We start from the raw sequence: 25,504 nt of genomic DNA, 5'->3' as shown, positions 1-25,504 counted from the left end.
TGCGCTAATTATTACAGTTACTAAGTATACCACGAACAGGGCAAACCCATGTCAAACTGCGATTCACAAAATCCACTGCGTCTAGAAGACCAGCTCTGTTTCGCGCTCTATTCGACATCTCGCTTAATCACCAAGAAATACGCAACCATTCTGGCCGATATGGATATCACCTACCCACAATATCTGTCCTTACTTGTTTTATGGGAACAGGACGGCATCACCATCAAGACCCTTGCACAATACTTGGAATTAGAACCCGCAACCACAACACCACTGGTTCAACGATTGGAAAAGCTCGATCTAATCAAACGCAAACGCTCAAAACAAGATGAACGCCGCGTCCATATTTTCCTAACGGACAAAGGCAAAGGATATCGCGAAAAAGCATTACAAGTTCCTCATGACCTTGGCTGCGCCTTAAATGCTAACGCGGATGAAGCAGAGGCTTTATTGGCACAAGTCAAAGTATTCAAAGCCAAAGCAAACAGCGTACCCTAACCAACAAAAAACCCGTTTTGCACTGGGATGTGTGCTTTTACATCTGCACCCAACTCTTGGGCTGCATGCATTGGCCAATACGGATCGCGTAACATCTGACGTGCAAGCAGCACCATATCCGCCTGACCACTTGCAATTACCTGTTCAGCTTGCTGTGCATCTGTAATCGCTCCAACAGCCATCGTTGCGATACCCGCTTCTGCCCGAATTTGTTCAGCCAACCCAACTTGATCAGCCGTCCGCGTCCCAACAGAGGCACGCGCCGCAGGGGTTGCCCCGCCGCCAGAACAATCCACAAAATCAACGCCGCGTTCTTTCAGCCATTTTGACATCTGAATATTATCCTGAACGGTTAAACCACCATCAATCCAATCCGCCGCAGATAACCGCACACCCAATGGCAGATTTTCAGGCCACACAGCCCGCACAGCATCAACCGTTTCCAACATCATGCGGGCACGCCCACGTGTGTCACCGCCGTATTCATCATCCCGCGTATTCACCAAAGGCGTGAAAAAGCTGTGCAACAAATATCCATGCGCCCCATGTAGTTCCAAAACTTGATATCCTGCCGCCAAAGCACGTTTTGCACTCTCGACAAAAGCCTTTTGCATATCCGCAATATCATCCTTGGACATTTGACTTGGCGTTTTCCACAAACGCACGCCGTCATCATCAAAGGCTTCACCGGCTGGCCCTATAATAGGCCATCCACCCTCTTCATCCTTTAGGTGCGCACCCCCATCCCATGGACGTGCAGACGATCCTTTGCGGCCTGCATGACCAATTTGAACAGCAGGAACCGCACCGTGATCAGCAATAAAGCGGTTAATCGGGATCAACGCCTCGACTTGTGCATCATTCCACAACCCTGCACAGCTTGGCGTAATCCGCCCATCAGCCCGCACAGCCGTAGCCTCTGCAATAATCAGCCCAGCGCCCCCCACGGCACGCGATCCCAGATGCACCATATGCCAATCATTCGCCAAACCATCGACAGAGGAATATTGGCACATAGGGGAAACCCCAATGCGGTTGCGAAATGTGATATCTTTTATTGTGAACGGTGTGAAAAGCGCTGACATCGGTTGGATCCTTAATTTTGTTAAAAGCACCTAATCAACACAACCAAAATCCTGCAAGACCTATAAATTCATCTTTGCAACACTCTAATTCACTTCTAAGCTACCTTTATGACCCGTGATGAATTCAACACTTTTTGCAAAAGCCTCCCGCAAACGACACATGTCATGCAGTGGGGCAACTCAGATGTGTGGAAAGTCGGCGGTAAGGTCTTTGCTATTTGCGGCTGGAACAAAGAGGCTGATGCTTTCACATTCAAAGTGACCGAAATGGCATTCGAAATCTTGCCCGACATGCCAGGATTACGCCCAGCGCCCTATTTGGCATCACGCGGCATGAAATGGATACAGCATTACGAAGAGCCAGGATTATCGGATGAAGAGTTGAAAAAACATCTGACATATTCATACGAGCTGGTCATCGAAGGCCTGACCAAAAAGAAACAACGTGAACTGGGTTTTATAGAATGACTTTTGAACATCTCATCATATTTAACATCGCATTATTAGCAGCACTCGCCAGCCCCGGCCCTGCCTTTTTGGTTATGATCCGCACAACGTTAAACGCAGGCCGCACAGCCGGCATCGCTCTTGGGTTTGGTTTGGGATCAGTCGCTGCTATGTGGACGCTTATGGCGCTCTTGGGTTTGGATACAGTCTTTAAAATATTTCCATGGGCTTACACTGCCGTAAAAATTATCGGCGCAGTTTACTTGCTCTATATCGCTTTCAAAATGTGGCGCAGCGCAAATGATGTATTGGAAACCGAAACCAAACCATCCAACCGCGCATTCCTACAAGGCGTTCTAATCAACCTGCTAAATCCAAAATCCGTACTCTTCGCAGCCGCTGTATTGGTTGTGATCTTTCCAAAAGGCATGACCTTCGCAGAAAATGCTACCGTCGTGTTAAACCACCTAATTGTAGAACTGATGTTCTATACAGCTATGGCCATAGGGATGAGCACAAAGACAGTCAGTGCATTTTACATACGTTTAAAGAAATACATCGACCGCGTGTCTTCCGTTGTATTAGGCGCACTTGGGATACGCTTGCTGACACAAAACTAACCAAGCTTTCGTTTGCGCTCTCTATGCGCTGCAACCTTGGCGCGGTTACCACAAACACTCATACTACACCAACGGCGCTTACGGTTCTTTGTGACATCATTAAACCAAAGCGTACATTGGGGGCCTTCGCAATTCCTTGTATGCGTATGATCAACATTGCAAATAAAGTCCCCAATCACCTCTGCAATTGGCAGTAAAAGATCTGATGCTTTTTTATAGGTGCGTTCTTGCCTCCAAACCAATGCATGATCATCATCACCTTGGGTTACAGTCCAATAAAGATTATCTTTGGCCAGAATATCCGTCAGTATTTTCAAATCTGACTTTTCCGAACCCGCAGTAAACGCACGCAACCAATCCCGCAAACTACGCGCTTTTATAGCGACATCATCAAGCGATTTCTGAGAAAACTGTCTTTCAGATGCAACTCTGATATCCTCTGTAATCAAGTCAGATTTTACCATCCAACTTAACAAATCAGCACCGTTACCAATCCATTCAATCATGCCGTCCCCGAAAAAACATTCAGAGTTCATGAAATCAAGCGCAGCATTATCTGCGATTAAAAACGGATCGGGTCGCACATTATCAATCACAAGGCATTCCTATACATAAGACGATCACCAAATAGTTAACCATCAAAACAATGTTTGACAAGTTACATTAACACAAGTAACCATCAAAATTATATTTAGAAAGTTACACGGAGATTCCCCAATGACCAAACTACTTTACATCATCGCCTCTCCTCGCGGCGAAGATTCAAAATCAACTCAACTGGCACAAACCCATATAGACGCGTTGAAATTAGCGGACCCGAGCCTAGAGGTAGATACGCTTGATTTATGGCAAGAAGACCTGATCGATTTTGACGGGGATAAAGCCGCAGCAAAAATGACATTCTTTGGTGTGGGCGATATGGACAGCACACGCCAATCCGCATGGGATCAAGTTGTAGAAATCACGAACCGTTTTACGCAAGCGGATCAATATGTGTTTTCAGTGCCAATGTGGAATGGCGGTATTCCATATAAGCTTAAACAATACATCGACATCATCACACAACCAGGTTTGCTCTTCGGATTTGATCCTGAACAAGGGTACTTTGGGTTGTTAGAAAACAAAAAGGCCAGTGTATTTTATACATCTGGCGTTTACGCCCCAGATGCTGATCCAAAATACGGCAGCGACTTCCATTCTGCTTACTTAGATTGGTGGCTAAATGTCATAGGCATAACTGACATCAACACTGTCCGTTTCCAACCGTCTCTCGTCACAGCAGACCCAGATGGCGAGCTTGCAACTGCACTAGAAGCAGCTGCTATTGCAGCTGAATAATACCGCAGAACCTCAGTTCCATTTGGGGCTGAGGTTCAAATATCCTTCACCAATCGCAAAGCATCATAAATCGCGGCATGTGTGTTGCGTGCTGACACCGCATCACCAATACGGAACAATTGAAACGCACCATCAGGATTGGTCTTAATCGTCTGCGCACCGCCTGCAATCAAAGCATCATAATCAACCTCACCCAAATTAGACGACATTGGTTTCAGTTCAAAATACAGATCATCCATCGGCAATGTTCCATGGTTCACCACCACCTGATCATACATCTTATGGCTGCGAAGATCACTATAATCCGTGCCAATCTCAGCCTTCAATTGATTGCCTTCGCGTGTCACACCCATCAATCGACGGGTCACTGTGAACTGCGCATCCTTCTTTTGTAGCTCCCGCACATAAGGCACAAGATTCATCCCCATCACCTCTGGCGAAAAGCTGCGATCAGGCGTCATAACTTCAACAGCACCACCCGCAGTCGCCACAACCTCTGCCGCCTGCAATGCAGCATGATCTCCAGCATCATCATAAATCAAAACAGTATCCGCAGGTTTCACATCCCCTGAAATAATATCCCAACTGGACACCACCAGATCGTTCCCCACTTCCAGAACGTCTGTATCAGGCAGGCCACCAGTCGCCACGATTACCACATCTGGTTGCTCTACAACCACATCCGCAACCTCTGCCCATGTGTTAAACCGAAACTCCACATCACGCGCCGCACATTGCGCCATGCGCCAATCCACAATGCCAATCATATCACGCCGTCTGTCTGACAAAGCCGTTAATCGTATCTGCCCACCGGCATCCGCTGCCGCCTCAAACACAACAACCTGATGCTCACGCTCTGCAGCAACACGCGCTGCTTCCAGTCCAGCGGGCCCAGCGCCCACTATAACAACCTTTTTGGAAACCTTTGCAGGCAACACATCATGCGGCATCGTCAATTCACGCCCCGTAGCTGCATTATGAATACAAAGCGCCTCGCCGCCTTGATAAATGCGATCCAAACAATAGGTCGCGCCAACACAGGGCCGAATATCATCCTCACGGCCCTCAACAATTTTCTTCACGATATGCGGGTCAGCCATATGCGCACGGGTCATCCCCACCATATCCAACAGCCCATTTGCCACCGCATGCCGCGCTGTTGCCACATCCGCGATCTTAGCCGCATGAAATGTCGGCATTCCAGTTAAACGTCGCACTTCCCCTGCAAAGTCCAGATGTGGGGCAGAAACCATCCCCTGTATCGGAATAACCCCTGTCAAAGCCGCATCCGTATGAATACGCCCACGGATCACATTCAGAAAATCCACCATGCCACTATCGCGCAGCATTTTGGCAATTTCCAAACCATCCTCTGCCGTGATCCCGCTTTTATCCACCTCATCCGCTGTATAGCGAATACCAATGATAAACTCTGAACCTACGCGTTCACGGATTGCCGCCAACACGTCCAAACAAAACCGCAAACGGTTTTCTAAACTGCCGTTATAATCCCCTTCAAGCGTATTCGTATAAGACGACCAAAACCCATCCATCAAATGACCATAGGCTTCCAGCTCGATCCCATCCATACCACCCGCTTTCATCCGTTCCGCAGCATCCGCATAGTCCCGAATGATCCGTTGAATGTCCCAGTCTTCCAGCTTTTTAGGAAATGCACGGTGCGCAGGTTCATTACCATGCGTAGATGAAACCGATGGCAGCCAATCCCCCTTATTCCAGCCCGTACGCCACCCCAAATGGGTCAATTGGATCATCACTGCCGCACCATGTTCATGACACGCATCGGTCAATTGCTTGATCCAAGGCACAACTTCATCTTTATAAGCCAAAATATTGTTAAACGATGGCGGACTGTCCCGCGATACAATCGCCGACCCTGCCGTCATCGTCATCCCGACACCCGCTTTTGCCCGCTCTTCATGATACGCACGATACCGTTCTTTGGGCAAACCATCTTCTGGATACGCAGGCTCATGCGCCGTCGTCATGATCCTGTTTTTCAGTGTCAGATGTTTCAGCTTATAGGGCTGTAATAAAGGATCGTTCGACAAAGTCTCTCCATTGGCTTTGGGCTGAAAAAATCAGACAAGCAAAGCCCGTTTCTGTCAAGAAACTTTGTCTCACTCACAGATGAATTGAATTATGCCGTTGGTTGTGTCGCCTGCATCGCATCACGCTTCGCAAACTCAGCTTGCCAAGCTGCCAATTTATCACGACCCACACGCCAATTGCGATCTTCATGGCGGAAATCCAGATATTCCAGCGCAATGCCCAAACCGATTTGGCCCATATCTAATGAACCAGACAGGTGATCCATCCAACGATCTTCGACAGCATCCAAAGTACGGGAAATTTTTTCCCACTGCGCATTGATCCACGCCATATAAACCAACTCATCAGGGCGCACGCGTTTTTCATAAACCATCAACACAGCCGCATCCATGATACCATCAGCCGTGGCCTCTAATGTCAGCGTCTCCCACTGACGATCACAGGTTGGATACAGATCACCACCCGCTTTATCATTCAAATACCGCGTAATCACACGGCTATCGTAAATAGATGGCCCATCTTCACGAACCAAACACGGGATTTTGCCCAAAGGGTTCTGATCCACTGGCATATTCGACGAATTGATGGGCGTTCCCATAGCTTCGACAATCTCAACCTGATCACTCAAACCAAGCTCTAACAAAACCACACGTGCTTTGCGTACGAATGGGGACGGTGCCGCTGAATATAACTGCATTAGTTTACTTTCTTAAATTTAATCCGCCCAAGGGCCGATGCATCAATTTCATACCCCTGTCCATTTTTTCCAAAACGGACAGTGCGTTTCCACCGATAACTGCTGTTCAATTGTTGGCCTGCTTTATCGCGGTGCACAGAAAATCCTTCTCCAACATCATCCAACCGATCTTCTACACGTTGGTCCACTGGTGAAATATGAACATTGCGCGCCAGTGCAACTGCACCCGCAACAACTGCCAAAGGGATAATAGGTAGTGCCATTTTAAACGCTCCTAACAGGGCGGATCTTTCATAAGGTCCGCAATTGCCTGATATTCTAATCCAAATCCTGTTGATGCCAACCCCTGATGCGCACGTATCCGAACGTCATCAGCTTTATTCTGTGACAACTTCCAAGTTCCATCGGTATCAGAAACATCCATGGCTATCGGAACAATCTGGCGCATCATCTTGGACAATGCACCAGGCGTCATCTTATCCATCGTCCAAATTGGCTTGGGCAACAAACGCGTTTCCATCGCGGCAGAGAGCCGTTCCAATACACCGTGTAACGCATCATCAGCCAGCAACCGCACAGTGCCACGCAAATGCACCGCCACATAATTCCAAGTGGGCACCTGATCCTCAATTTCATACCAATCGGGCGAGATGTATCCATCCCCGCCACTTACTGCGATCACAGCTTTTGCTTCACCATTCCTCAAAGCACGCGCAATTGGATTAGAACGCACCAGATGCGCCTCCAATGATTTACCATCTTCGGACAATTGAAACGGTACATGCGAAACCAACGGGCCTTCATCCGCATTAATCGACAAAGTGCCAAAGCTGCGATGCTGTGCGAATGCTAAATTCGCTTCACGCTCTGATTTACGAAAAATTGGGTTTGGGTGCATTTTCACATTTCCTTAACCAATAAGCTCAAAGCCGTTAATCTTTGGTGCCATACAAACTGCCATACGCAAAGCATACGTTTGTCATACGCGGATCATACAGCGTTTTTTCACAGTTTCGGAAATTCTTAACGCACCGCGCGGTTAGTCAATTTCAGGTGGGAAAATAATCGCATCATCACCCGCAACCCATTTGGGGTATTTTTTCATGATACGCAAAAACTCTGGCGACGCTTTAAATGCATCCAACCACTTGATGGCATTCGTCCAGTCTTGGCCATAAAACCAATCCTGATCTACATGCGCAAACTGGCGCACAAATGGTGCCACACCAATATCAGCAACAGATCGTTTTTGACCATATAGATAGGGTTGCCCTGCTAACATATCTTCAAGTTCTTCAATGAATTTCGAACCTTCTGAACGCGATGCAATCCCATCCACATCTTCATAACGGCTGGCGTATTTATACTTGTCTAAATGCGGCTTAAAATCCGCGTCCATACGCTCAATCAAAGCAATCGCTTTATCCGTACTGCCCGCGTCAGGTGTAAGGATTTCACCCGCTTTAGAGGCTTCCATCGACCAGCGGATGATATCCAAACTTTCTTCTAATAAAACATCATTATCAGACACCAAAACAGGCACAGTACCCTTGGGCGAGGTCGCTAAAAACTCTGGCGCTTTATCCCTGAAAATAATCTCGCGCAGTTCCACATCAATCCCACCAGCCTCTAACGCCAAACGCGCCCGCATTGCATAGGGGCAACGGCGAAAAGAATATAAAATAGGTCGGGGCATATTAGGCTACCAGTTGCGTATCATTGCGCCCAATAATCTGCGCTTTCACAATCTTACCAACGGGTTGATCAGTGTCAAAATACACTTCCGTGAACCCTTCTGTCCGCCCCATACGCGGGTTTTCCATCAGGATATTATGGCGCTTCTGGATCTGAGCATTCAGGTGATGATTAACCTGCTCATCCCCTGCCGCACGCAACCGTGCAGCGCGTTCTTTGATGATACCGCGATCCATCTGCGGCATACGCGCAGCAGGCGTTCCTTCACGTGGTGAAAATGGAAACACATGCAGCCAAGTCAGCCCACAATCCTCGACCAATTTCAACGAGTTCTCAAACATCTCTTCCGTCTCCGTCGGGAAGCCCGCAATAATGTCTGCACCGTATACAATATCAGGGCGCGCCTTGCGCATATCTTCGCAAAACTGAATAGCGTCATCGCGCAAATGACGGCGTTTCATCCGTTTCAGGATCATATCATCGCCCGCTTGCAGCGACAGGTGCAGATGCGGCATCAAACGACGATCACCGCCAATGGCATCGGTCAATGCTGGGTCAACTTCTACGGAATCAATCGAAGAAATGCGCAGGCGTGGCAGGTCAGGCACCAGTGTCAAAATACGTTGCACCAAATCACCCAATTTCGGTGTCATCGGCAGGTCAGCACCCCAACTGGTGATGTCTACGCCCGTAAGCACAACCTCTTGGTAACCTTTATCCACTAATCTCTTAATCTGTTCGACAACGACACCCGCTGCAACAGACCGTGAATTACCGCGACCATAGGGAATAATACAAAACGTACAGCGATGATCGCAGCCGTTTTGCACCTGAACATAGGCACGCGCCCGTGTTCCAAACCCATCAATCAGATGGCCAGCCGTTTCGGTGACGGACATAATATCATCGACCTGAACTTTTTCTGCATCGCCAATAAAGTCTGGGCCTTTGGCAATGTTTTCCCAAGTGTCCGCCTGCATCTTTTCGATGTTACCGACAACCATATCCACCTCTTCCATATCGGAATAGGTTTTGGGTTCCGTTTGCGCGGCACATCCTGTCACAATCAAACGCGCATCAGGGTTTTCACGGCGCAATTTGCGAATACGTTGCTTGGATTGGCGCACAGCCTCTGCTGTTACAGCGCAGGTATTCACCACCACGGCACCATCCAAACCTGCCTGTTCCGACAAGTCCTTCATAGCTTCGGTTTCATACGCGTTTAAGCGACAACCAAAGGTTTCAAAGATCGGGGGATTAGCCATCAATACTACTCAAAAACTCAGCACTTAATTCGCCAGAGAAAACCAGCGCTGTTGGCCCTGTCATCCACACGCCATCTTCACGCCAATCTATGTGTAGCGTACCGCCATCCAAATCGACCTGAACATTACGATCTGTCAGCCCTTTGCGATGCGCCACCACAACAGCACCACAAGCCCCAGAACCACAGGCCAGCGTGATCATACCACCACGTTCCCAAACCCGCATACGGATATGGTTGCGATTGATGATATTGATAAACTCAACATTCGTACGCTCTGGATATAACTCGTGATGTTCCATCACAGGGCCAATCTTTGGCAGATCAACTGCTTCGGCATCATCCACAACAAACACACAATGCGGATTGCCCATACCAGCGGCACCTGGTTCACCCTCAATCGGCAAAGCATTCAGATCAACATCACGCGCCAAAGGAACGGTATCCCATGTCAGCTGCGGTTGGCCCATATTCACACTGAAATTATCCGCATCTACGCGCACGACAGGCAATAAACCAAATCCCGTTTGCAGCGTGATAGAATCATCACCCGTCTCTTCCATCACCAAACGCGCCACACAACGGCTTGCATTGCCACAAGCATCCGCAGTTGATCCGTCAGAGTTCCAGAAATCTACAGCAATGTCAGCATCATCCGTTTCACGCAAAACAGCCAGTTGATCAAAGCCCACGCCAAAGAATCGGCTGCCAATCGCTTTCGCAACAGCAGGCGTTATAGGGTTATCGGCCTTTCTTGCATCAACAATGACGAAGTCATTTCCAAGACCGTGCATTTTCAAAAAAGGCAAACCGACATTATGTGTATTTTGATTTGTCATAGGTCTCATATAGACGAGTCGTCACAATCATTCCAGATGTAGCATTTTTCTGTCGATAAGGTCTTGACCAAAGCCCCTGAGACGCATAATACCCGCGCAATGGAGGGCCGGTAGCTCAGCTGGTAGAGCAACTGACTTTTAATCAGTAGGTCTCGGGTTCGAACCCCGACCGGCTCACCAATAAAACAAAGGCTTAGGGCGTATTTTGCGAAATACCCCTAGCCTTTTTTACTTTCTGAGGGACATGTGGGGGACAAATTGCATTGGCTTACCGTGTTCACCCATTGGCAATCATGGAGTATCTATAGTTTTAAAATGCCAAAATAAGTTCTTAATTGTCGGTTACACAATACGCCATGTTGTGCCATAGCTTATGTGCCCTGCATATCATTCAAACGGGATACGTAGCGGGCCAAGAAGAGCAATTTTAGAAACTCGTAGAAAACCTTTGAGTTGCAGGTCACGCAAAGCCTTACGTGCGGTTTCTTTCGTGTAAAGTCAGGGAAATTTTGCATGAAGCCATTATTACAACCTAATGCGAAATTTGCATGTTATAAAGTTTCAACTGAAAAAAATGTCGTTAAATTAACGGCACGTCCAAAGGTTAAAGATTCACCAGAACAGATGACAATTACTTTAAATTAAGAGTACTAAACATCTGCTATATAAGGCTCAGTCGGTTAAATTAATTAGCCACATATCAGATTTATACAAAGGCCCAAAGTTATACCTTGGGTCTTTGTAGTTTCGCGGTGTTGTCGTCTTACTTATTTTGTCGGTTTTCGATTAGGTCATCCACTACCTCTGGCTCAGCCAGTGTCGATGTATCCCCCAATGATCCGTAATCATTTTCTGCAACCTTACGCAGAATGCGGCGCATGATTTTGCCAGAGCGTGTTTTTGGCAAACCAGGGGCGAATTGGATAAAGTCAGGGGAGGCAATTGGGCCGATCTCTTTACGCACCCAATTACGCAACTCAAGGCGCAAGTCTTCGGATGTTTCTGTGCCTACATTCAGGGACACATAACAATAGATGCCTTGCCCCTTAACATCATGTGGGAAGCCTACAACAGCAGCTTCCGCCACGTTTGGATGGGCGACCAATGCGCTTTCAATTTCAGCTGTACCCATACGGTGACCAGAGACGTTCAACACATCGTCCACACGACCAGTGATCCAATAGTACCCATCTTCATCACGGCGACAGCCATCTTCGGTGAAGTAATAGCCTTTGTACTGTTGGAAGTACGTGTTCACAAAACGCTCGTGATCGCCATAAACCGTACGCATTTGGCTGGGCCAGCTTTCTTTGATCGCCAGCACACCTTCGGCAACAGTTGTCTCAATTTCCTTACCCGTTTGCGGATCCAGAATAACAGGTTGCACCCCAAAGAATGGACGTGTTGCCGACCCTGGTTTCGTTGCTGTTGCACCTGGTAGCGGTGTCAGCATGTGACCACCCGTTTCCGTTTGCCACCATGTGTCCACAATTGGCACTGTTCCTTTGCCAACCACTTCGTTGTACCAATTCCATGCTTCTGGGTTGATCGGCTCTCCAACTGTGCCAAGCACTTTTAATGAAGACAGATCACATTTATTAACGGGACCATCACCCAAGCCCATCAAAGAGCGGATCGCTGTTGGGGCTGTATAGAACTGGTTCACCTTGTGTTTTTCACACACCTGCCAAAACCGTGACGTGTCAGGGTAAGTTGGTGTGCCCTCGAACATCAATGTCGTCGCACCATTCGCAAGTGGCCCGTAAACAATATAGCTGTGGCCTGTGATCCAACCCACGTCAGCTGTACACCAATATACGTCACCATCATGGTAATCGAACGTATATTGATGCGTCATGGAAGCGTAAACAAGGTAACCCCCAGAAGAGTGTACAACGCCCTTTGGTTTACCTGTCGAACCTGATGTATACAGGATGAACAATGGATCTTCGGCATTCATAGGCTCTGGCGGGCAATCCGCAGACGCCTTGGCCATAAGCTGTGCATAGTCATGGTCACGGCCGTCTTGATTACCTGGACCACCGCCTGTGCGTGCCACAACCAAAGTTGTGACATCGCCGCTGATTGCCAAAGCTGCATCAACGTTTTTCTTTAGGCCAATGGCTTTACCACCACGTGGACCTTCGTCTGCTGTGATCACCAGTTTCGCATCGCAATCGGTAATACGGCTTGCCAACGCGTCAGGGCTAAAACCGCCAAAGACGATTGAATGGATTGCGCCCACGCGCGCGCAAGCCAACATTGCAACAGCCGCTTCTGGAATCATTGGCATATACAAAATCACACGGTCGCCTTTGTTAACGCCCAAATCTTTTAAAACGTTCCCAAGTTTAGAAACCTCTTCGTGCAACTTCTTATATGTAATCTTTTCATCGCCACCCGGTTCATCACTCTCCCAAATGATCGCTGTTTGATCACCGCGCGTATCCAAATGACGATCAACACAATTTGCGCAGACATTCAGAACACCATCTTCATACCATTTAATAGATACATCAGGATAAGCGTAGCTTGTATTCTTCACCTTTGTATAAGGTGTCATCCAATCCAAACGTTTACCATGCTCAGCCCAAAATGCTTCTGGATCAGCAACAGAAGCTGCATACATCTCTTCGTATTTCGCTAGGTCAGCATGCGCGTTCGCAGAAACGTCAGTTGCTGGTGGAAAAGTTTTATCTGTCATATGTTCCTCGCAGATAGCAAGTTTTCCCGATTAACCTTCAGAAAAACCGCTTTGAATAATAAATTAAGTACCAAATCTTGGCTGTTTAGATTGCCAGATATTCGTGGCGAAGCTCTTCATTGTCCAGCACCTCTTTTGCTGTACCATCAAAAACAACTTGTCCTGTATCCAAGATCACAGCCCGATCCGCTAAATTCAACGCAGCAACCGCATTTTGCTCAACGATGATCGTTGTGATGCCTTGTTCACGGATCATCTGCAAAGTCTTTTCGATCTCTTGAACGATCACAGGCGCCAAGCCTTCGTAAGGCTCATCCAACAATAGCAATTTAATGTCACGTGCAAGCGCTCGACCGATTGCCAACATTTGTTGCTCACCACCTGAAAGTGTTGTGCCTTCTTGTTTACGACGTTCACCCAAACGTGGAAACAAGTCATAGATACGATCCAATGACCAACCTACAGGTTCTGAGATTTGCGCAAGTTGAATATTCTCTTCAACTGTCAAACCCTGAATGATACGGCGATCCTCTGGCACCAAAGCGATACCAGATTGCGCCGCTTCATAAGACTTCATTTTGTGAAGCGGTTGATGATCTAACCATACTTCACCTTTAGTCAGCATCGGATCATCCAAACGTGCTATTGCGCGCAACGTAGATGTTTTACCAGCACCATTTCGACCCAAAAGGGCAAGAATTTCACCCTCATGAATATTCAGGCTGACACCTTGAACGATGTAGCTTTCACCGTAATAGGCGTGAATGTCATATGCAGAAAAATAGGCGGGTGCCGTTGCTGCGTGATTTGCGTTTTTTTCTTTAGCCATAGCTGTATTATCCAACATTAGTGTGCTCCACCCAAATACGCTTCTTGTACTTTTGGATGGCCTTTGATGTTCTCAGGTAAGTCTTCCGCGATTACGGTGCCTTGTGCAAGCACGCTGATTTTTTGGGCTAATGAGAACACAACATGCATATCATGCTCAATCACGGCCATTGTGATATGGCGACGTTCTTGAATTTGCGCCAACAACTCGATTGTATTGTTTGTATCTGCACGCGCCATACCCGCTGTTGGCTCATCCAAAAGCAGCAACTTAGGGTCTTGTGATAAACACATAGCCATTTCCAAGCGGCGTTTATCACCACGCGATAGCGATGATGCCAGCATGTCTTTTTTATCTTCCATGCTTACATCGATCAGCATCTGTTCCGCTTTTTCACGAACATCCACTTCACCTGTGACTCGTGATAATGCATTCAATGTGAATGCCCCATCACGTTTCGCAAAGCATGGAATCAACACGTTTTCAGCAACGGTTAGCTCGCTGAATATCTCTGGTGTTTGGAACACACGGCTTACACCTGTTTGGTTGATCTCGTGTGGTTTGATACCCAACAACGATTTACCGTCAAACATTACGGTACCCGTATCTGGTACCAGTTTACCAACAAAGCAGTTCAGCAAAGTTGATTTACCAGCGCCATTTGGTCCGATGATCGCGTGAATAGTTCCTTCTTCGATATCAAGGTTTACGTTTTGCAACGCTTTCAAGCCACCAAAGCTTTTATTCACATTTTGGACTTCTAAAATTCCCATCAGCCCTCTCCTTATTCCGCAGGTGTGGCAGCTGCTTTTGCGCCACCATCTTTGTCGTTCTTTTTCTTACCACGAATTTTATTCATGATTTTTTGACCACCTTCCATCAAGCCACCTGGCAAAAAGATAACGATCATCATGAACAACAAGCCTAGCGTTAGGTGCCAGCCTTTACCCACGAAGAAATGTAGAACCCATACAATCGCATTTTCCAAACCATCAGGCAGAATAGAGAACCATGTGTGCAACACTGTATCGTTGATCTTTGAAAAGATGTTTTCGAAATACTTAATAAAACCCGCGCCCAGAACTGGCCCAAGCAATGTACCAACGCCGCCCAAAATTGTCATCAAAACAATCTCTCCTGATGCAGTCCAATACATACGTTCCGCACCCGCCAATGGATCCATAGAAGCCATTAAACCACCTGCCAGACCCGCATACATGCCAGAGATGACAAACGCGGCCAATGTATATGGACGAGAGTTCAAACCTGTATAGTTCAGGCGGGTCTGGTTGGTTTTAATCGCACGCAACATCAAACCAAAGGGAGACCGGAAAATGCGTATAGCGATGTAGAAAGCAAGCAATAAGAATAGCGCGCAAACATAGTAACCGAGGTTAAATTGGAACGCCCAAGGACCTACATCCAATGTAAATGTACTACGCATCTCCAAACCGAATAAGTTTGTTACTTCTGATGAATTTGGTCCCATTAAGTATTGCGGATCATCATTGTAAACCTGCAAACCTGTTTCACCATTCGTAAGCGGTGTCAGGACCGAATAAGCTAATGAGTAACTCATCTGCGCAAACATCAACGTCAGGATGGAAAAATAAATTCCAGAGCGACGCAGACAAATGAAGCCAATCAGTAAGGAGAAAACACCGGCCACGATCACAGACAGAATAATCGCAGGAACGATATTCATGGACAGCAATTTGAACATCCAAACCGCTGAATATGATCCTACACCCAAAAATGCGGCGTGACCGAATGATAGATAACCCGTTAAACCGAATAGGATGTTAAATCCGATAGCAAGGATACCAAAGATTGCAAAACGCTGCATCAAGTCAGGGTAACCTGCGTTGAACTGCGCCATAGCAGAGCCTTCTGGGAACGGGTTCAAAATGAACGGTGCCAAAAGGGCAAGGATTGCAACCAAGATAAATGTTGATTTATCTGTTTTTGATAGATGTTTCATTGTTATTCCTCCATCACGCCAGCACGACCAAGCAATCCGCGCGGTCTGGTCAGCAAAATGATGATTGCAACTAGATAGATGATGATTTGGTCAATAGACGGTAAGTATAGCGCTTCGAAAAAGCCTTTGACTTCATTCATGGATGCAAAGCTTTCAAGCGTACCCAAAAGGAACCCAGCCAATACTGCACCTGGCAAACTGCCCATACCGCCAACAACCACAACAACAAAGCTTAGAACAAGGAAGTCCATGCCTTGGTGATAGTTAGGTGAATTGATTGGTGTGTACATTACACCCGCAAGGCCAGCTACAGCTGCGGCAACACCAAACATAATTGTAAAACGTTTGTCGATATTAATGCCAAGCATGCCTACGGTTTCACGGTCTGCCATACCAGCACGAACAACCATACCAAATGTCGTAAACTTTAAGAATGAGAATACTGCAGCAATAATCGTCACGGAGAACCCGAAATAAATCATACGCCAGTAAGGATAGCTTGCATCCAAGCCAATAAGAGCCCCAACATTGTATGATCCAACAAATTGATCAGGTGCAGGTGTCGGAATTGGGTTCGCACCATACGTTGCTTTTACAATCTCTTGGATCACAATGGCCAAACCAAAAGTCACTAGAATCTGATCCGCATGAGGCCGTTTATAGAAATGCTTGATCAAGCCACGTTCCATAACCCAACCAAGAAGTAACATCACCGGGATTGCAAACAGAATGGCAAGCGGAACGGACCAATCAATCATCGCGTTACCAGTGGATTCTCCAAACCATTCAACGACATAAGGTGTTTTGACCTTTAGCGGGTTGCCCAGAAAATCAGTTTTTGTCGGGTCGAGCGTCACCGTTGAAAGTGTCAAGATTTTGCTTAGTGTTACAGCGCAGAAGGAACCGATCATAAACAACGCACCGTGTGCAAAGTTCACAACACCTAATGTGCCGAAAATAAGTGTAAGGCCCAAAGCAATCAGCGCATATGCGCTACCCTTGTCTAAGCCATTAAGTATCTGAAGGAATATCGCATCCATTTCCCAGGTCCTACTAATCGATAATTATAACTGCACCATTCTATAGGGTGCTTGGCAGAATGATCGCGCCCCCACAAGGGGACGCGATCCTTTATCAGTCATGCAAAGCTTATGCGCCTGGGTTACATTTACCCAAGTCACCGCCTGCAAACATTGGGTGATCCACTGGATACTCAACTTGTGCACGAGGTGTAACTTCAACAACTTCAAGAACGTCAAATTCTGATGTTGGGTTTTCTTTACCCTTCACAACTAGAACGTCTTTGAAACACTGGTGATCTTCAGCACGGTACTCAGTTGGACCGTTACCCATACCGTCGAACTTAAAGCCTTCAAGAGCTTCAGCAACGCCACATGGGTTGAATGTACCAGAACGCTCACAAGCATCAGCATAAAGCAATGTTTGTACGTATGTTGTGTGCGCAGCCTGTGATGGAGGGAAGCCATACTTCTCACCAAATGACTTAACGAAAGCTTTTGTGCCGTCATCAGTCAAAGACCAGTGCCAGTTTGTTGAACCAAAGATACCTTTAACGTTCTCACCTGCACCACGCGCCATTAGGCGAGAGTACAACGGAACAACGATTTCAAAGTTCTTGTTGTTAACAACTTTGTCACGTAGGCCAAATTGAACAGCTGATGTCAAAGAGTTGATCATGTTACCACCGTAATGGTTTAGAACCAAAACGTCAGCGCCAGAATTCAACACAGGCGCCACATAAGACGAGAAGTCTGTTGTCGCCAACGGTGTTAATACGTTGTTAACTGTGTTCCAACCTTTGCCTTCTGTTGCTTGCTGGATAGACTCTTGTTGCGTCCAACCCCAAGTATAGTCAGCTGTAAGGTGGTACGCATTACGGTCATTACCATAACGTGCTTCAAGCACAGGCGCCAAAGCAGCACCAGACATGTAGCCGTTAAAGAAGTGACGGAAGCCGTTGGCTTTTTTATCTTTACCAGTTGTGTCGTTTGAGTGTGTCAAACCAGCCATAAAGATAACGCCAGCTTCTTGACATAGACCTTGTACCGCAATCGCAACACCAGAAGAAGAGCCACCAGTGATCATCACTGCGCCATCTTTTTCGATCATTGATTTCGCAGAAGCACGCGCCGCATCAGACTTAGTCTGCGTATCGCCTGTTACGAACTCTACTTTTTTGCCAAGGATACCATTACCTTTAAGCGCTTTTGATGAAAATGTATTCATCATGCCGCCGTCTCCACCACCGTTTAGGTGTTCAACAGCAAGTTCGTATGCACGAAGCTCATCTGCACCCTCGTCCGCATATGGACCAGTTTGTGGTACGTTAAAGCCAAGCGTTACAGATGAACCTGTTGGTGCATTTGTATAAGCGTGTGCCATGTTTGTGAAAAATGTTGGGGCTGCCAAGCCTGCGCCCATTACGGCACCAGATTTAAGCAAACCACGACGTGTTAAATTAGACATAGATTTCCTCCCATGTTCTAGCACGATCTGAACCTCCCAGAACGCCGTGCCAGTGTCTAGTCGACGCGCTTAGACTATTACAATCTGTAACTTTTACAATAAATAACTGTTTTTATTTATTTATTTTGTAAATTAATTGAATTTACATATTCATTAATAGTAAATATATTTACTAAATCACAGTTTTTTGTTTAAAAATAAAGGGAAGCGATTATGCCACGCACTCTTCTAGGAACCAGAATCCGCGAAAACAGGCGATCCAAGAAGATCAGCCAAGCCGCATTGGCAAAGAGTGCGGGAATTTCTGCGTCCTATTTAAACTTGATTGAACACAACAGACGGGGAATCGGCGGCAAAACATTATTGGCTTTGGCGCGTGTGTTGGAAATCGATCCGAGAGAGTTAACTGAGGGTGCTGATCAAGCCTTAATCGATCGTGTAAATCAATCGGCCGCCAGCACCCCCTCAATCAATTGCGAGACAAGTCGAACAGAAGAATTCATTGCACGCTTTCCAGGCTTTGCAAGGTTGATAGGACGACAGTTCGAGCAATCAGCCGCACAGGGTGAAACACTGCAGGCCATGTCTGACCAGATGAACAATGATCCATTCTTTTCAGAAGCCATGCATCTGATGCTGTCGAATATCACCACGATTAAATCAACAGCAGAAATTTTATCTGATGATCAAACCCTGCCAGATACCTTAAAGGGCAAATTCCTGAACAACCTGCTGGACGAGGCAAATCGTTTAGCGCAAACTGCCGAAGATATCTTGCAACATTTTGAGCCCTCACCCGAAAACAACACACAAACAAGCGACAACGCAACAGCAGAAGCGTTATTAGAACAACATGACTTTTACATAGACGATTTGGAAAAAAACGGCACTTCTGCTCAAGTCTATATGGACACATTGAGCATTCCTGATGAGGAGCAACCTGAAACGTTAAAGACATTAGAGCGGTATACTGAAATTACAAAAATGCTACCAATCCAAGCTTTTTTACCAATCGCCCAAAAGCTTCAATTCAACCCCATTGCCCTTTCCCAAGATTTAAACATACCACTGACGCTAATCTTAAAACGACTGGCACATATGCCGCGTGCAGATGATATTCCAAGGTTCGGCATCATGGAATGCGATGGCAGTGGCGCCGTGATTTTTCGAAAAAAACTACCTACACTTTCATTACCCCGCTTCAGCGGTGCTTGCCCCCTTTGGCCGATATATCGCAGCCTAAGCCAACCGTACCAACCGATCAAAGCTTTCATCAATACCCCCACTGGCGAGAGGTTTCTGACATATTCCCTTGCACAATACGATGAGCCAAATGCTATTGGCATGCCAGCCCGCGCAAGTGCTGTTATGGCATTCACGCCGGACTACGACATGTTGCTAACAAAGCCACAGATCGCATCACAACCCAATCTGGCTGTAGGTTTACAATGCCCAGTGTGCCCCCGCGACAATTGTGCGGCCCGCAGATCGAAATATCTGCTACAGTAGTTCCTGCTTGCCTAAATGAAGATTCGTTATAGGGTGACCAAGCCGCATATTTTGGGAGGGGTGCGTGGCTAAATCTGTTTTACTCGTCGAAGACGAACCATTTATCATAGAGGCTTTGTCCTTTTTACTGACCCGGGAAGGGTTAAATGTATCTGCGTTCATGGATGGTGACGGATGTGTCGAACACATCCAAAAAACCAACCCTGATTTGATCGTATTAGATATGATGCTACCCAATAAAAGCGGCATGCAAATCCTAGAAGAATTACGAGCTATTGAGGGATTTGCCGATTTACCAGTCTTAATGCTTACAGCGAAAGGTCAGAAAAAAGATCGCACCGCCGCAGAAGAAGCGGGGGTCAGCCTATTTATGACAAAGCCCTTTTCGAATAAAGAAATTATCAGAAACATTCATACCTTGTTATCCGCATGAGTGAAGACACTTCCTTTGATAATGTGGATAAGCGCAATCGCAGCAATCGAAAGAAACGCGAAATTGCATTAATTCTGCCAATCATTGGGACGTTTTTACTATTAACGCCCATTGTTAAAGTTTTCACAAAGGATGATGGCAACTCTTCTTTGATAACAACTCTTTTGTTTATCTTTGGTGTTTGGGCTTTGTTGATTGCTGCAGCTTATTTTTTGTCTCGCGCATTAGCGCCTGAAATTAGAGAGAAATAGTGTTAACGTTCAACATAGTCGCCGGCATTTGTTTGGCCTATGTAGCCATCTTGTTTGGCGTTGCAGCTTTGGCTGAACAATGGGCACAAAAGAACAAGATGACTTTTTTAAAGTCACCCATTGTCTACACCTTATCCATCTCTGTTTATTGTACTGCTTGGACATTCTACGGCGCTGTAGGATCAGCCGCTCGTAATGGGTTAGAATTCCTAGCGATTTATGTTGGCCCCACTTTGGTCTTTGTCGGCTGGTGGTGGCTACTGCGTAAACTCGTCCGTATTGGCCGCACCCAGCGTATCACATCCATCGCTGACCTTATTTCATCGCGTTATGGCAAAAGTAATTTATTGGCTGTTGTGGTGACATTACTGGCCGTGATCGGCACAACACCTTATATCGCGTTGCAATTGCAATCTCTTACACTCAGCTTTGCTGTTTTCACAGAAAACAATGCGAACGCACCTTCACCAGCAATCACAGCACTCTTAATTGCAATTGGCCTTGCCGCCTTTACCGTTGTATTTGGCACACGCAACCTAGACGCCAACGAACGCCACCATGGTGTGGTTACAGCTATCGCATTGGAAGCTGTCGTTAAATTAATTGCGTTGCTAGCCGTTGGTATTTTTGTTGTCTGGTTCGTTGCAGATGGCCCAAAAGATATCTTACAAAACGCCGAAGAGATCATGCCAAAAGACACAGGTGTTTTTAATTCACGCTGGGTAACACTGACATTCCTATCAGCAACCGCCATCATCTGTCTGCCGCGCATGTTCCAAGTTGTCGTTGTCGAAAACGATGCCGAAAGCCATCTGGCAACCGCAAGTTGGGCTTTTCCACTTTATCTTTTCTTGATGTGTTTATTCGTGGTTCCAATCGCTGTCGTTGGGCAAGAGATTTTACCAGAAGGTTCTAACCCTGACTTGTTCGTTCTGACGGTGCCACTTGCCATGGGTCAGGAGAGCATTGCAGCACTTGCATTCTTGGGCGGGTTCTCATCCGCTACATCCATGGTAATTGTTGCAGCCATCGCCCTTTCCACAATGGTATCCAATCACATCGTATTACCCCTTTGGCTTTACCGCACACATGCACGTAATCCTGAAAGTGATGATGTACGTTCTATCCTGCTACGCAGCAGACGCATCAGTATCGCTGGCATTCTTGCCTTGGGATATTTCTATTATCGCTTCACAGGCGGAACATCCGCACTGGCATCTATCGGCCTAATCGCTTTTCTTGGGATTGCTCAGGTTTTACCAGCCTTATTCTTTGGTTTGTTCTGGAAAAATGCATCCCGATCAGGTGCTCTTGCAGGCATTTTAGTGGGCTTCACCATTTGGGCTTACACATTATTCCTACCAAGCTTCGGCGACAGCTTCCTGTTGTCAAAGGATACTATTGAAAATGGCTTATTTGGTCTGTCAGCTTTACGGCCACAAGCATTACTTGGCGTTGAAATAGAAGACCCATTGGTTCATGCAGTATTCTGGTCCATGTGCTTAAACCTATTCGCCTTTGTTTCCGTTTCGCTTTTCACCTCACCAAAACCGTTGGAAAACCTACAAGCCCTAGAATTTACCAACGTGTTTGGGCGCACGTCACAGCGCCACATGCCAAGCCAAATTACAACATCGGATGATCTGTTTATATTGGCACAACGTATCTTGGGTCGGACCGAGGCTGGACGCCTGTTTGAAGCGAAAGCAAAAGAACAGGGAAAACCTTCTGGCCTGCCCGATCCAACTTCAGAATTTATCATAACTTTGGAACGTGAATTCGCGGGTTCTGTGGGTGCCGCCACCGCCCATGCAATGGTTGGACAAATTTCTGGTCGCGACACGGTATCTGTTGAAGAGTTGATTGCGGTGGCGGATGAAACCGCACAGGTCATGGAATATTCCGCTCGGTTAGAAAAACAGTCGAAAGAATTAGCCGCAACAGCAAAACAATTGCGCCGAGCAAATAATAAACTGACAAAACTCAGCCAACAAAAAGATGACTTCCTTAGTCAGGTCAGTCACGAATTGCGTACTCCGATGACATCTATACGATCATTTTCGGCAATCCTAATGAATGACGGCGAAATTGATCGTAAGCAGTTCGCGCATTTTTCATCTATTATTAATGATGAAAGCCAACGCTTAACACGTATCTTGGATGATATTTTGGACTTAAGCTTTTTAGAAAGTGGTAAGGTTAAACTGAATCTAGAAAACCGCAATCTTGGTAAGCTTATAGAGCAATCCATTACTGCCAGCCAAACGGCTTTTGACACAAAAGAAATCAAGGTAAACATCCCAACAGCATTTCAGAAGATCACCCTGTTTACAGACGCAGACAGGCTGGCACAGGTCTTTATTAATCTTATAACAAACGCAATTAAATATAACGATAAAGATGTGCCTGTTATCGACTTTAGTGTCGCCGAAACGGTTAAAGCTTTAACTGTTACGATTTCAGACAATGGCCCAGGCGTTTCAGAAGCGGATCAAGAAATCATTTTTGAGAAGTTTTCTAAACTCTCATCAGGGGCATCCTCAAGCGGTGTTGGACTTGGGCTTTCAATTTGTGCAGAAATTATGCGTAACCTTGGGGGCGATGTTGTCTTTACCCCATCAAAAACAGGCGCGATGTTCACGGTAACCATCCCAAGAACATCAAAATCACGCGACGCAAGGTAATTGACGACAAAGCTATCAAAGCCATATTTAATATAGAAAAATTGATTCAGGGGTTCCCATGTTTAACGCTGACGAAAATGATATCCGCTTTGCTATCCGCCATGTCATTGGGTTGGATGCTATCACCGATCTTGAGCCATTCAAAGATTACGGCGAAGACATCTGTGATGCAGTCATTTCAGAAGCAGCACGTGTCGCCACTGAAATCGTAGCACCCGTAAATCATTCAGGTGACACGACTGGGTCAAAATGGCATTCTGACAATACGGTCACAACACCAGAAGGCTTTAAAGAAGCATTCAAAGCACTGGGCGAAGGTGGCTGGACAGGTATAGGTACAGCAGAGGAATATGGCGGGCAAAACATGCCTGAATTGCTATGCGCCGCTGTACGCGAAATGTGGCATTCCGCAAACATGGGCTTTGCACTGTGTCATCTATTAACCGAAGGCTTGATCCACGCGTTGCAAACATCTGCATCCGAAGAGCAGAAACAAATGTTTATCCCACCAATGGCCGAAGGTCGCTGGACAGGAACAATGAACTTAACTGAAGGGCATGCAGGTACTGATCTTGCATCTATCCGTTCGCAAGCTACCCCAGATGGTGACCATTATCGCATTAAAGGTCAAAAGATTTTTATCACATATGGCGAACACGATATGTCTGAAAATATCGTTCACCTTGTATTGGCCCGCACCCCAAATGCACCAGAAGGTGTGAAAGGTATCTCTGTATTCATCGTACCAAAATACCTTGTGAACGAAGACGGTTCATTGGGCGAACGCAATGATGTGAAATGCGTATCTATCGAGCATAAAATGGGCATCAACGGATCCCCAACAGCTGTACTACAATACGGCGAAAACGAAGGCGCAATTGGGTATATGGTTGGGCCAGAAAACAATGGTCTGCAAGTGATGTTCAACATGATGAACCACGCCCGTTTTGGTGTGGGCATCCAAGGCCTATCAATTTCTAACCGCGCGTATCACCAGGCTCTAAGCTATGCCCAAGAGCGTAAACAAGGCACACCACTTGATCGCGCTGATGGCGATGCAATCATTCACCACCCAGACGTGATGCGCCTGCTTGCAACAATGCGCGCTGAAATCGAAGCTATGCGTTCCTTAGCGCTTTATGGTGCCACTGCATTAGACCGCGGTCACTATGATACAGGCGAGAGTAAAGCGCATTGGCAGTCTCGTTCAGAATTGATGGTACCAATCATCAAGGGTTGGATGACAGAACGCTCTGTGGATATTGCATCAGACGGTGTTCAAGTTCATGGCGGCATGGGCTTTATTGAAGAAACGGGTGCTGCTCAGCATATGCGCGATGCACGCATTTTACCAATCTACGAAGGTACTACAGCAATTCAAGCCAATGACTTAGTGTTTCGTAAAACGATGCGCGATCAAGGTGTGGCTGTGCGCTCATTATTAGAAGATATTCGTACTGGTGCGGATGATACTTTGAATGCAGCTGCGGATGATGCAGAGCAAGCATTAGATTACATCCTAACAGGTGGATTATCTACGCGCGAAGCAGCTGCGGTTTCTGTTCCTTATCTAATGATGCTTGGACATCTAGCTGGTGGTTGGATGGCTTTGAAAAACAAAATAGCTGCGGAAGACCAAAAAGGGTCTGGCGATTGGGATGACGCCTTCCTAGATGCCAAGATTGCCCATGCAAACGTCTTTGCAGCGCATAGCTTACCCCGTGTAAAATCGCTCTCACAAACGATCTTAAGCGGCTCAAAGTCAATTGAAGCAGTAGATCCTAAATGGTTGGTTGCATAGAAGGTTTATAAAGCTGCCAACGCTCAGTTATTATAATTTTCCACAACAGAATCATCTAAAATCTGAGTGAAGTTTGTCGATTAAGCGGGACAAACTCCACTCATTTTTCATTTTAAAAATTGAAGGGTAGTCTGTTTTGTGGGCTTTTAGGTATGAATGTTTTTAAAATGCATTAGAAACAGACTGTTTCCTTGAAAGCATCAAACAATATGTCTTAAATATGTTATAAGATTGACTATATTGTGTTGGTGAGAATAAAATTCATTACA

General features: G+C 46.4%; 25 protein-coding genes and 1 tRNA gene. 11 read left to right on the top strand and 15 right to left on the bottom strand.

From position 1 onward, the window contains the following. The first annotated feature begins 48 nt into the window (after window positions 1–48). The gene (locus tag F9L33_RS08830; protein WP_152142389.1) at window positions 49–498 is read left to right on the top strand and encodes a MarR family winged helix-turn-helix transcriptional regulator; all 450 of its coding nucleotides are present in this window, start codon (window positions 49–51) and stop codon (window positions 496–498) included. On the opposite strand, the gene F9L33_RS08825 is transcribed toward F9L33_RS08830, so the two are convergent. After that, entirely contained in the window at window positions 495–1,583 is a 1,089-nt protein-coding gene (locus F9L33_RS08825; protein ID WP_152142388.1) for an NADH:flavin oxidoreductase/NADH oxidase, read from the bottom strand. The genes F9L33_RS08830 and F9L33_RS08825 overlap by 4 nt on opposite strands. 108 nt (window positions 1,584–1,691) lie before the next feature. Here F9L33_RS08825 and F9L33_RS08820 point away from each other — a divergent pair, with 108 nt between their 5' ends. Both F9L33_RS08820 and F9L33_RS08815 read left to right on the top strand, forming a co-directional pair. Beyond that, complete coding sequence (locus F9L33_RS08820; RefSeq protein ID WP_152142387.1) at window positions 1,692–2,051, top strand: MmcQ/YjbR family DNA-binding protein; 360 nt, start codon at window positions 1,692–1,694, stop codon at window positions 2,049–2,051. Beyond that, a complete protein-coding gene (locus F9L33_RS08815) occupies window positions 2,048–2,650 on the top strand; it encodes a LysE family translocator (protein ID WP_152142386.1) in 603 nt (200 codons plus the stop codon). The genes F9L33_RS08820 and F9L33_RS08815 overlap by 4 nt, the downstream gene beginning before the upstream one ends. Here F9L33_RS08815 and F9L33_RS08810 read toward each other — a convergent pair. After that, window positions 2,647–3,246 (bottom strand): CGNR zinc finger domain-containing protein, encoded by a 600-nt coding sequence (locus F9L33_RS08810; RefSeq protein ID WP_152142385.1) that lies wholly within the window; start codon window positions 3,244–3,246, stop codon window positions 2,647–2,649. The two genes, F9L33_RS08815 and F9L33_RS08810, sit on opposite strands and share 4 nt — an antisense overlap. A gap of 121 nt (window positions 3,247–3,367) precedes the next feature. On the opposite strand from F9L33_RS08810, the gene F9L33_RS08805 reads away from it, so the two are divergent. After that, window positions 3,368–3,988 (top strand): FMN-dependent NADH-azoreductase, encoded by a 621-nt coding sequence (locus F9L33_RS08805; RefSeq protein ID WP_152142384.1) that lies wholly within the window; start codon window positions 3,368–3,370, stop codon window positions 3,986–3,988. 35 nt (window positions 3,989–4,023) lie between these two features. On the opposite strand, the gene F9L33_RS08800 is transcribed toward F9L33_RS08805, so the two are convergent. The 7 genes from F9L33_RS08800 to dapF all read right to left on the bottom strand — a co-directional run bounded on the left by F9L33_RS08800 (window position 4,024) and on the right by dapF (window position 10,556). Then, a complete protein-coding gene (locus tag F9L33_RS08800) occupies window positions 4,024–6,060 on the bottom strand; it encodes an NADH:flavin oxidoreductase (protein WP_152142383.1) in 2,037 nt (678 codons plus the stop codon). Between the two features lie 89 nt (window positions 6,061–6,149). After that, window positions 6,150–6,758: a glutathione S-transferase gene (locus tag F9L33_RS08795; RefSeq protein ID WP_152142382.1), complete on the bottom strand. Its 609-nt coding sequence runs from the start codon at window positions 6,756–6,758 to the stop codon at window positions 6,150–6,152. Then, window positions 6,758–7,021, bottom strand: coding sequence for a hypothetical protein (locus F9L33_RS08790; protein WP_152142381.1), 264 nt, complete (start codon window positions 7,019–7,021; stop codon window positions 6,758–6,760). Before F9L33_RS08790 ends, F9L33_RS08795 begins: the two co-directional genes overlap by 1 nt. 11 nt (window positions 7,022–7,032) lie before the next feature. Further along, a complete protein-coding gene (locus F9L33_RS08785; protein ID WP_152142380.1) occupies window positions 7,033–7,656 on the bottom strand; it encodes an FMN-binding negative transcriptional regulator in 624 nt (207 codons plus the stop codon). A gap of 141 nt (window positions 7,657–7,797) precedes the next feature. Then, window positions 7,798–8,454 carry a glutathione S-transferase gene (locus F9L33_RS08780; RefSeq protein ID WP_152142379.1) on the bottom strand — a complete coding sequence of 219 codons (657 nt, stop codon included), beginning with the start codon at window positions 8,452–8,454 and terminating at the stop codon, window positions 7,798–7,800. Between the two features lies 1 nt (window position 8,455). Further along, a complete protein-coding gene (gene mtaB, locus F9L33_RS08775) occupies window positions 8,456–9,718 on the bottom strand; it encodes a tRNA (N(6)-L-threonylcarbamoyladenosine(37)-C(2))-methylthiotransferase MtaB (protein WP_152142378.1) in 1,263 nt (420 codons plus the stop codon). Then, on the bottom strand, window positions 9,711–10,556 hold the full coding sequence (gene dapF, locus F9L33_RS08770) for a diaminopimelate epimerase (protein ID WP_152142377.1): 846 nt from the start codon (window positions 10,554–10,556) through the stop codon (window positions 9,711–9,713). The genes mtaB and dapF overlap by 8 nt, the downstream gene beginning before the upstream one ends. A gap of 104 nt (window positions 10,557–10,660) precedes the next feature. Between dapF and F9L33_RS08765 the strand changes: the two genes are divergently transcribed. Together F9L33_RS08765 and F9L33_RS15995 are read left to right on the top strand one after the other, a co-directional pair. Next, window positions 10,661–10,736, top strand: a tRNA-Lys gene (locus F9L33_RS08765). Window positions 10,737–11,069: 333 nt separating this feature from the next. After that, window positions 11,070–11,201, top strand: a complete 132-nt coding sequence (locus tag F9L33_RS15995) for a hypothetical protein (protein WP_255478306.1) — start codon at window positions 11,070–11,072, stop codon at window positions 11,199–11,201. A 118-nt stretch (window positions 11,202–11,319) separates the two neighbouring features. Here F9L33_RS15995 and acs read toward each other — a convergent pair whose 3' ends face one another. The 6 genes from acs to F9L33_RS08735 form a co-directional block, all read right to left on the bottom strand. Then, window positions 11,320–13,260, bottom strand: coding sequence for an acetate--CoA ligase (gene acs / locus F9L33_RS08760; protein ID WP_152142376.1), 1,941 nt, complete (start codon window positions 13,258–13,260; stop codon window positions 11,320–11,322). An 85-nt stretch (window positions 13,261–13,345) separates the two neighbouring features. Continuing rightward, a complete protein-coding gene (locus F9L33_RS08755) occupies window positions 13,346–14,107 on the bottom strand; it encodes an ABC transporter ATP-binding protein (protein WP_370452098.1) in 762 nt (253 codons plus the stop codon). Continuing rightward, window positions 14,107–14,862: an ABC transporter ATP-binding protein gene (locus F9L33_RS08750; protein ID WP_152142375.1), complete on the bottom strand. Its 756-nt coding sequence runs from the start codon at window positions 14,860–14,862 to the stop codon at window positions 14,107–14,109. The genes F9L33_RS08755 and F9L33_RS08750 overlap by 1 nt, the downstream gene beginning before the upstream one ends. 11 nt (window positions 14,863–14,873) lie before the next feature. Next, window positions 14,874–16,070 carry a branched-chain amino acid ABC transporter permease gene (locus tag F9L33_RS08745; RefSeq protein ID WP_152142374.1) on the bottom strand — a complete coding sequence of 399 codons (1,197 nt, stop codon included), beginning with the start codon at window positions 16,068–16,070 and terminating at the stop codon, window positions 14,874–14,876. Window positions 16,071–16,072: 2 nt separating this feature from the next. After that, window positions 16,073–17,110, bottom strand: a complete 1,038-nt coding sequence (locus tag F9L33_RS08740; RefSeq protein WP_152142373.1) for a branched-chain amino acid ABC transporter permease — start codon at window positions 17,108–17,110, stop codon at window positions 16,073–16,075. A gap of 109 nt (window positions 17,111–17,219) precedes the next feature. Next, window positions 17,220–18,557, bottom strand: coding sequence for a substrate-binding protein (locus F9L33_RS08735; RefSeq protein ID WP_152142372.1), 1,338 nt, complete (start codon window positions 18,555–18,557; stop codon window positions 17,220–17,222). Between the two features lie 213 nt (window positions 18,558–18,770). Between F9L33_RS08735 and F9L33_RS08730 the strand changes: the two genes are divergently transcribed. From F9L33_RS08730 to F9L33_RS08710, 5 genes are all read left to right on the top strand, one after another. After that, a complete protein-coding gene (locus tag F9L33_RS08730) occupies window positions 18,771–20,066 on the top strand; it encodes an XRE family transcriptional regulator (RefSeq protein WP_152142371.1) in 1,296 nt (431 codons plus the stop codon). Window positions 20,067–20,130: 64 nt separating this feature from the next. Beyond that, the gene (locus F9L33_RS08725) at window positions 20,131–20,499 is read left to right on the top strand and encodes a response regulator transcription factor (protein WP_152142370.1); all 369 of its coding nucleotides are present in this window, start codon (window positions 20,131–20,133) and stop codon (window positions 20,497–20,499) included. Next, complete coding sequence (locus F9L33_RS08720) at window positions 20,496–20,750, top strand: hypothetical protein (protein WP_152142369.1); 255 nt, start codon at window positions 20,496–20,498, stop codon at window positions 20,748–20,750. Before F9L33_RS08725 ends, F9L33_RS08720 begins: the two co-directional genes overlap by 4 nt. After that, window positions 20,750–23,434 carry an ATP-binding protein gene (locus F9L33_RS08715; protein WP_152142368.1) on the top strand — a complete coding sequence of 895 codons (2,685 nt, stop codon included), beginning with the start codon at window positions 20,750–20,752 and terminating at the stop codon, window positions 23,432–23,434. Before F9L33_RS08720 ends, F9L33_RS08715 begins: the two co-directional genes overlap by 1 nt. A 58-nt stretch (window positions 23,435–23,492) precedes the next feature. Then, entirely contained in the window at window positions 23,493–25,235 is a 1,743-nt protein-coding gene (locus F9L33_RS08710; RefSeq protein ID WP_152142367.1) for an acyl-CoA dehydrogenase, read from the top strand. The last annotated feature ends 269 nt before the right edge of the window (window positions 25,236–25,504 follow it).

It is taken from the genome of Amylibacter sp. SFDW26 (assembly GCF_009184395.1).
Lineage (GTDB): Bacteria > Pseudomonadota > Alphaproteobacteria > Rhodobacterales > Rhodobacteraceae > Amylibacter.
The sequence above is the reverse complement of the archived record's forward strand: the minus strand, read 5'-3'. Positions and strand labels throughout refer to the sequence as shown.

Excerpts from the sequence above, each read along its gene's own strand:
- F9L33_RS08830 (WP_152142389.1), top strand. The coding sequence starts at position 49 with ATGTCAAACTGCGATTCACAAAATCCACTGCGTCTAGAAGACCAGCTC.
- F9L33_RS08825 (WP_152142388.1), bottom strand. The coding sequence starts at position 1,583 with ATGTCAGCGCTTTTCACACCGTTCACAATAAAAGATATCACATTTCGC.
- F9L33_RS08820 (WP_152142387.1), top strand. The coding sequence starts at position 1,692 with ATGACCCGTGATGAATTCAACACTTTTTGCAAAAGCCTCCCGCAAACG.
- F9L33_RS08815 (WP_152142386.1), top strand. The coding sequence starts at position 2,048 with ATGACTTTTGAACATCTCATCATATTTAACATCGCATTATTAGCAGCA.
- F9L33_RS08805 (WP_152142384.1), top strand. The coding sequence starts at position 3,368 with ATGACCAAACTACTTTACATCATCGCCTCTCCTCGCGGCGAAGATTCA.
- F9L33_RS08795 (WP_152142382.1), bottom strand. The coding sequence starts at position 6,758 with ATGCAGTTATATTCAGCGGCACCGTCCCCATTCGTACGCAAAGCACGT.
- F9L33_RS08790 (WP_152142381.1), bottom strand. The coding sequence starts at position 7,021 with ATGGCACTACCTATTATCCCTTTGGCAGTTGTTGCGGGTGCAGTTGCA.
- F9L33_RS08785 (WP_152142380.1), bottom strand. The coding sequence starts at position 7,656 with ATGCACCCAAACCCAATTTTTCGTAAATCAGAGCGTGAAGCGAATTTA.
- F9L33_RS08780 (WP_152142379.1), bottom strand. The coding sequence starts at position 8,454 with ATGCCCCGACCTATTTTATATTCTTTTCGCCGTTGCCCCTATGCAATG.
- mtaB (WP_152142378.1), bottom strand. The coding sequence starts at position 9,718 with ATGGCTAATCCCCCGATCTTTGAAACCTTTGGTTGTCGCTTAAACGCG.
- dapF (WP_152142377.1), bottom strand. The coding sequence starts at position 10,556 with ATGACAAATCAAAATACACATAATGTCGGTTTGCCTTTTTTGAAAATG.
- F9L33_RS15995 (WP_255478306.1), top strand. The coding sequence starts at position 11,070 with ATGAAGCCATTATTACAACCTAATGCGAAATTTGCATGTTATAAAGTT.
- acs (WP_152142376.1), bottom strand. The coding sequence starts at position 13,260 with ATGACAGATAAAACTTTTCCACCAGCAACTGACGTTTCTGCGAACGCG.
- F9L33_RS08755 (WP_370452098.1), bottom strand. The coding sequence starts at position 14,107 with ATGTTGGATAATACAGCTATGGCTAAAGAAAAAAACGCAAATCACGCA.
- F9L33_RS08750 (WP_152142375.1), bottom strand. The coding sequence starts at position 14,862 with ATGGGAATTTTAGAAGTCCAAAATGTGAATAAAAGCTTTGGTGGCTTG.
- F9L33_RS08745 (WP_152142374.1), bottom strand. The coding sequence starts at position 16,070 with ATGAAACATCTATCAAAAACAGATAAATCAACATTTATCTTGGTTGCA.
- F9L33_RS08740 (WP_152142373.1), bottom strand. The coding sequence starts at position 17,110 with ATGGATGCGATATTCCTTCAGATACTTAATGGCTTAGACAAGGGTAGC.
- F9L33_RS08735 (WP_152142372.1), bottom strand. The coding sequence starts at position 18,557 with ATGTCTAATTTAACACGTCGTGGTTTGCTTAAATCTGGTGCCGTAATG.
- F9L33_RS08730 (WP_152142371.1), top strand. The coding sequence starts at position 18,771 with ATGCCACGCACTCTTCTAGGAACCAGAATCCGCGAAAACAGGCGATCC.
- F9L33_RS08720 (WP_152142369.1), top strand. The coding sequence starts at position 20,496 with ATGAGTGAAGACACTTCCTTTGATAATGTGGATAAGCGCAATCGCAGC.
- F9L33_RS08710 (WP_152142367.1), top strand. The coding sequence starts at position 23,493 with ATGTTTAACGCTGACGAAAATGATATCCGCTTTGCTATCCGCCATGTC.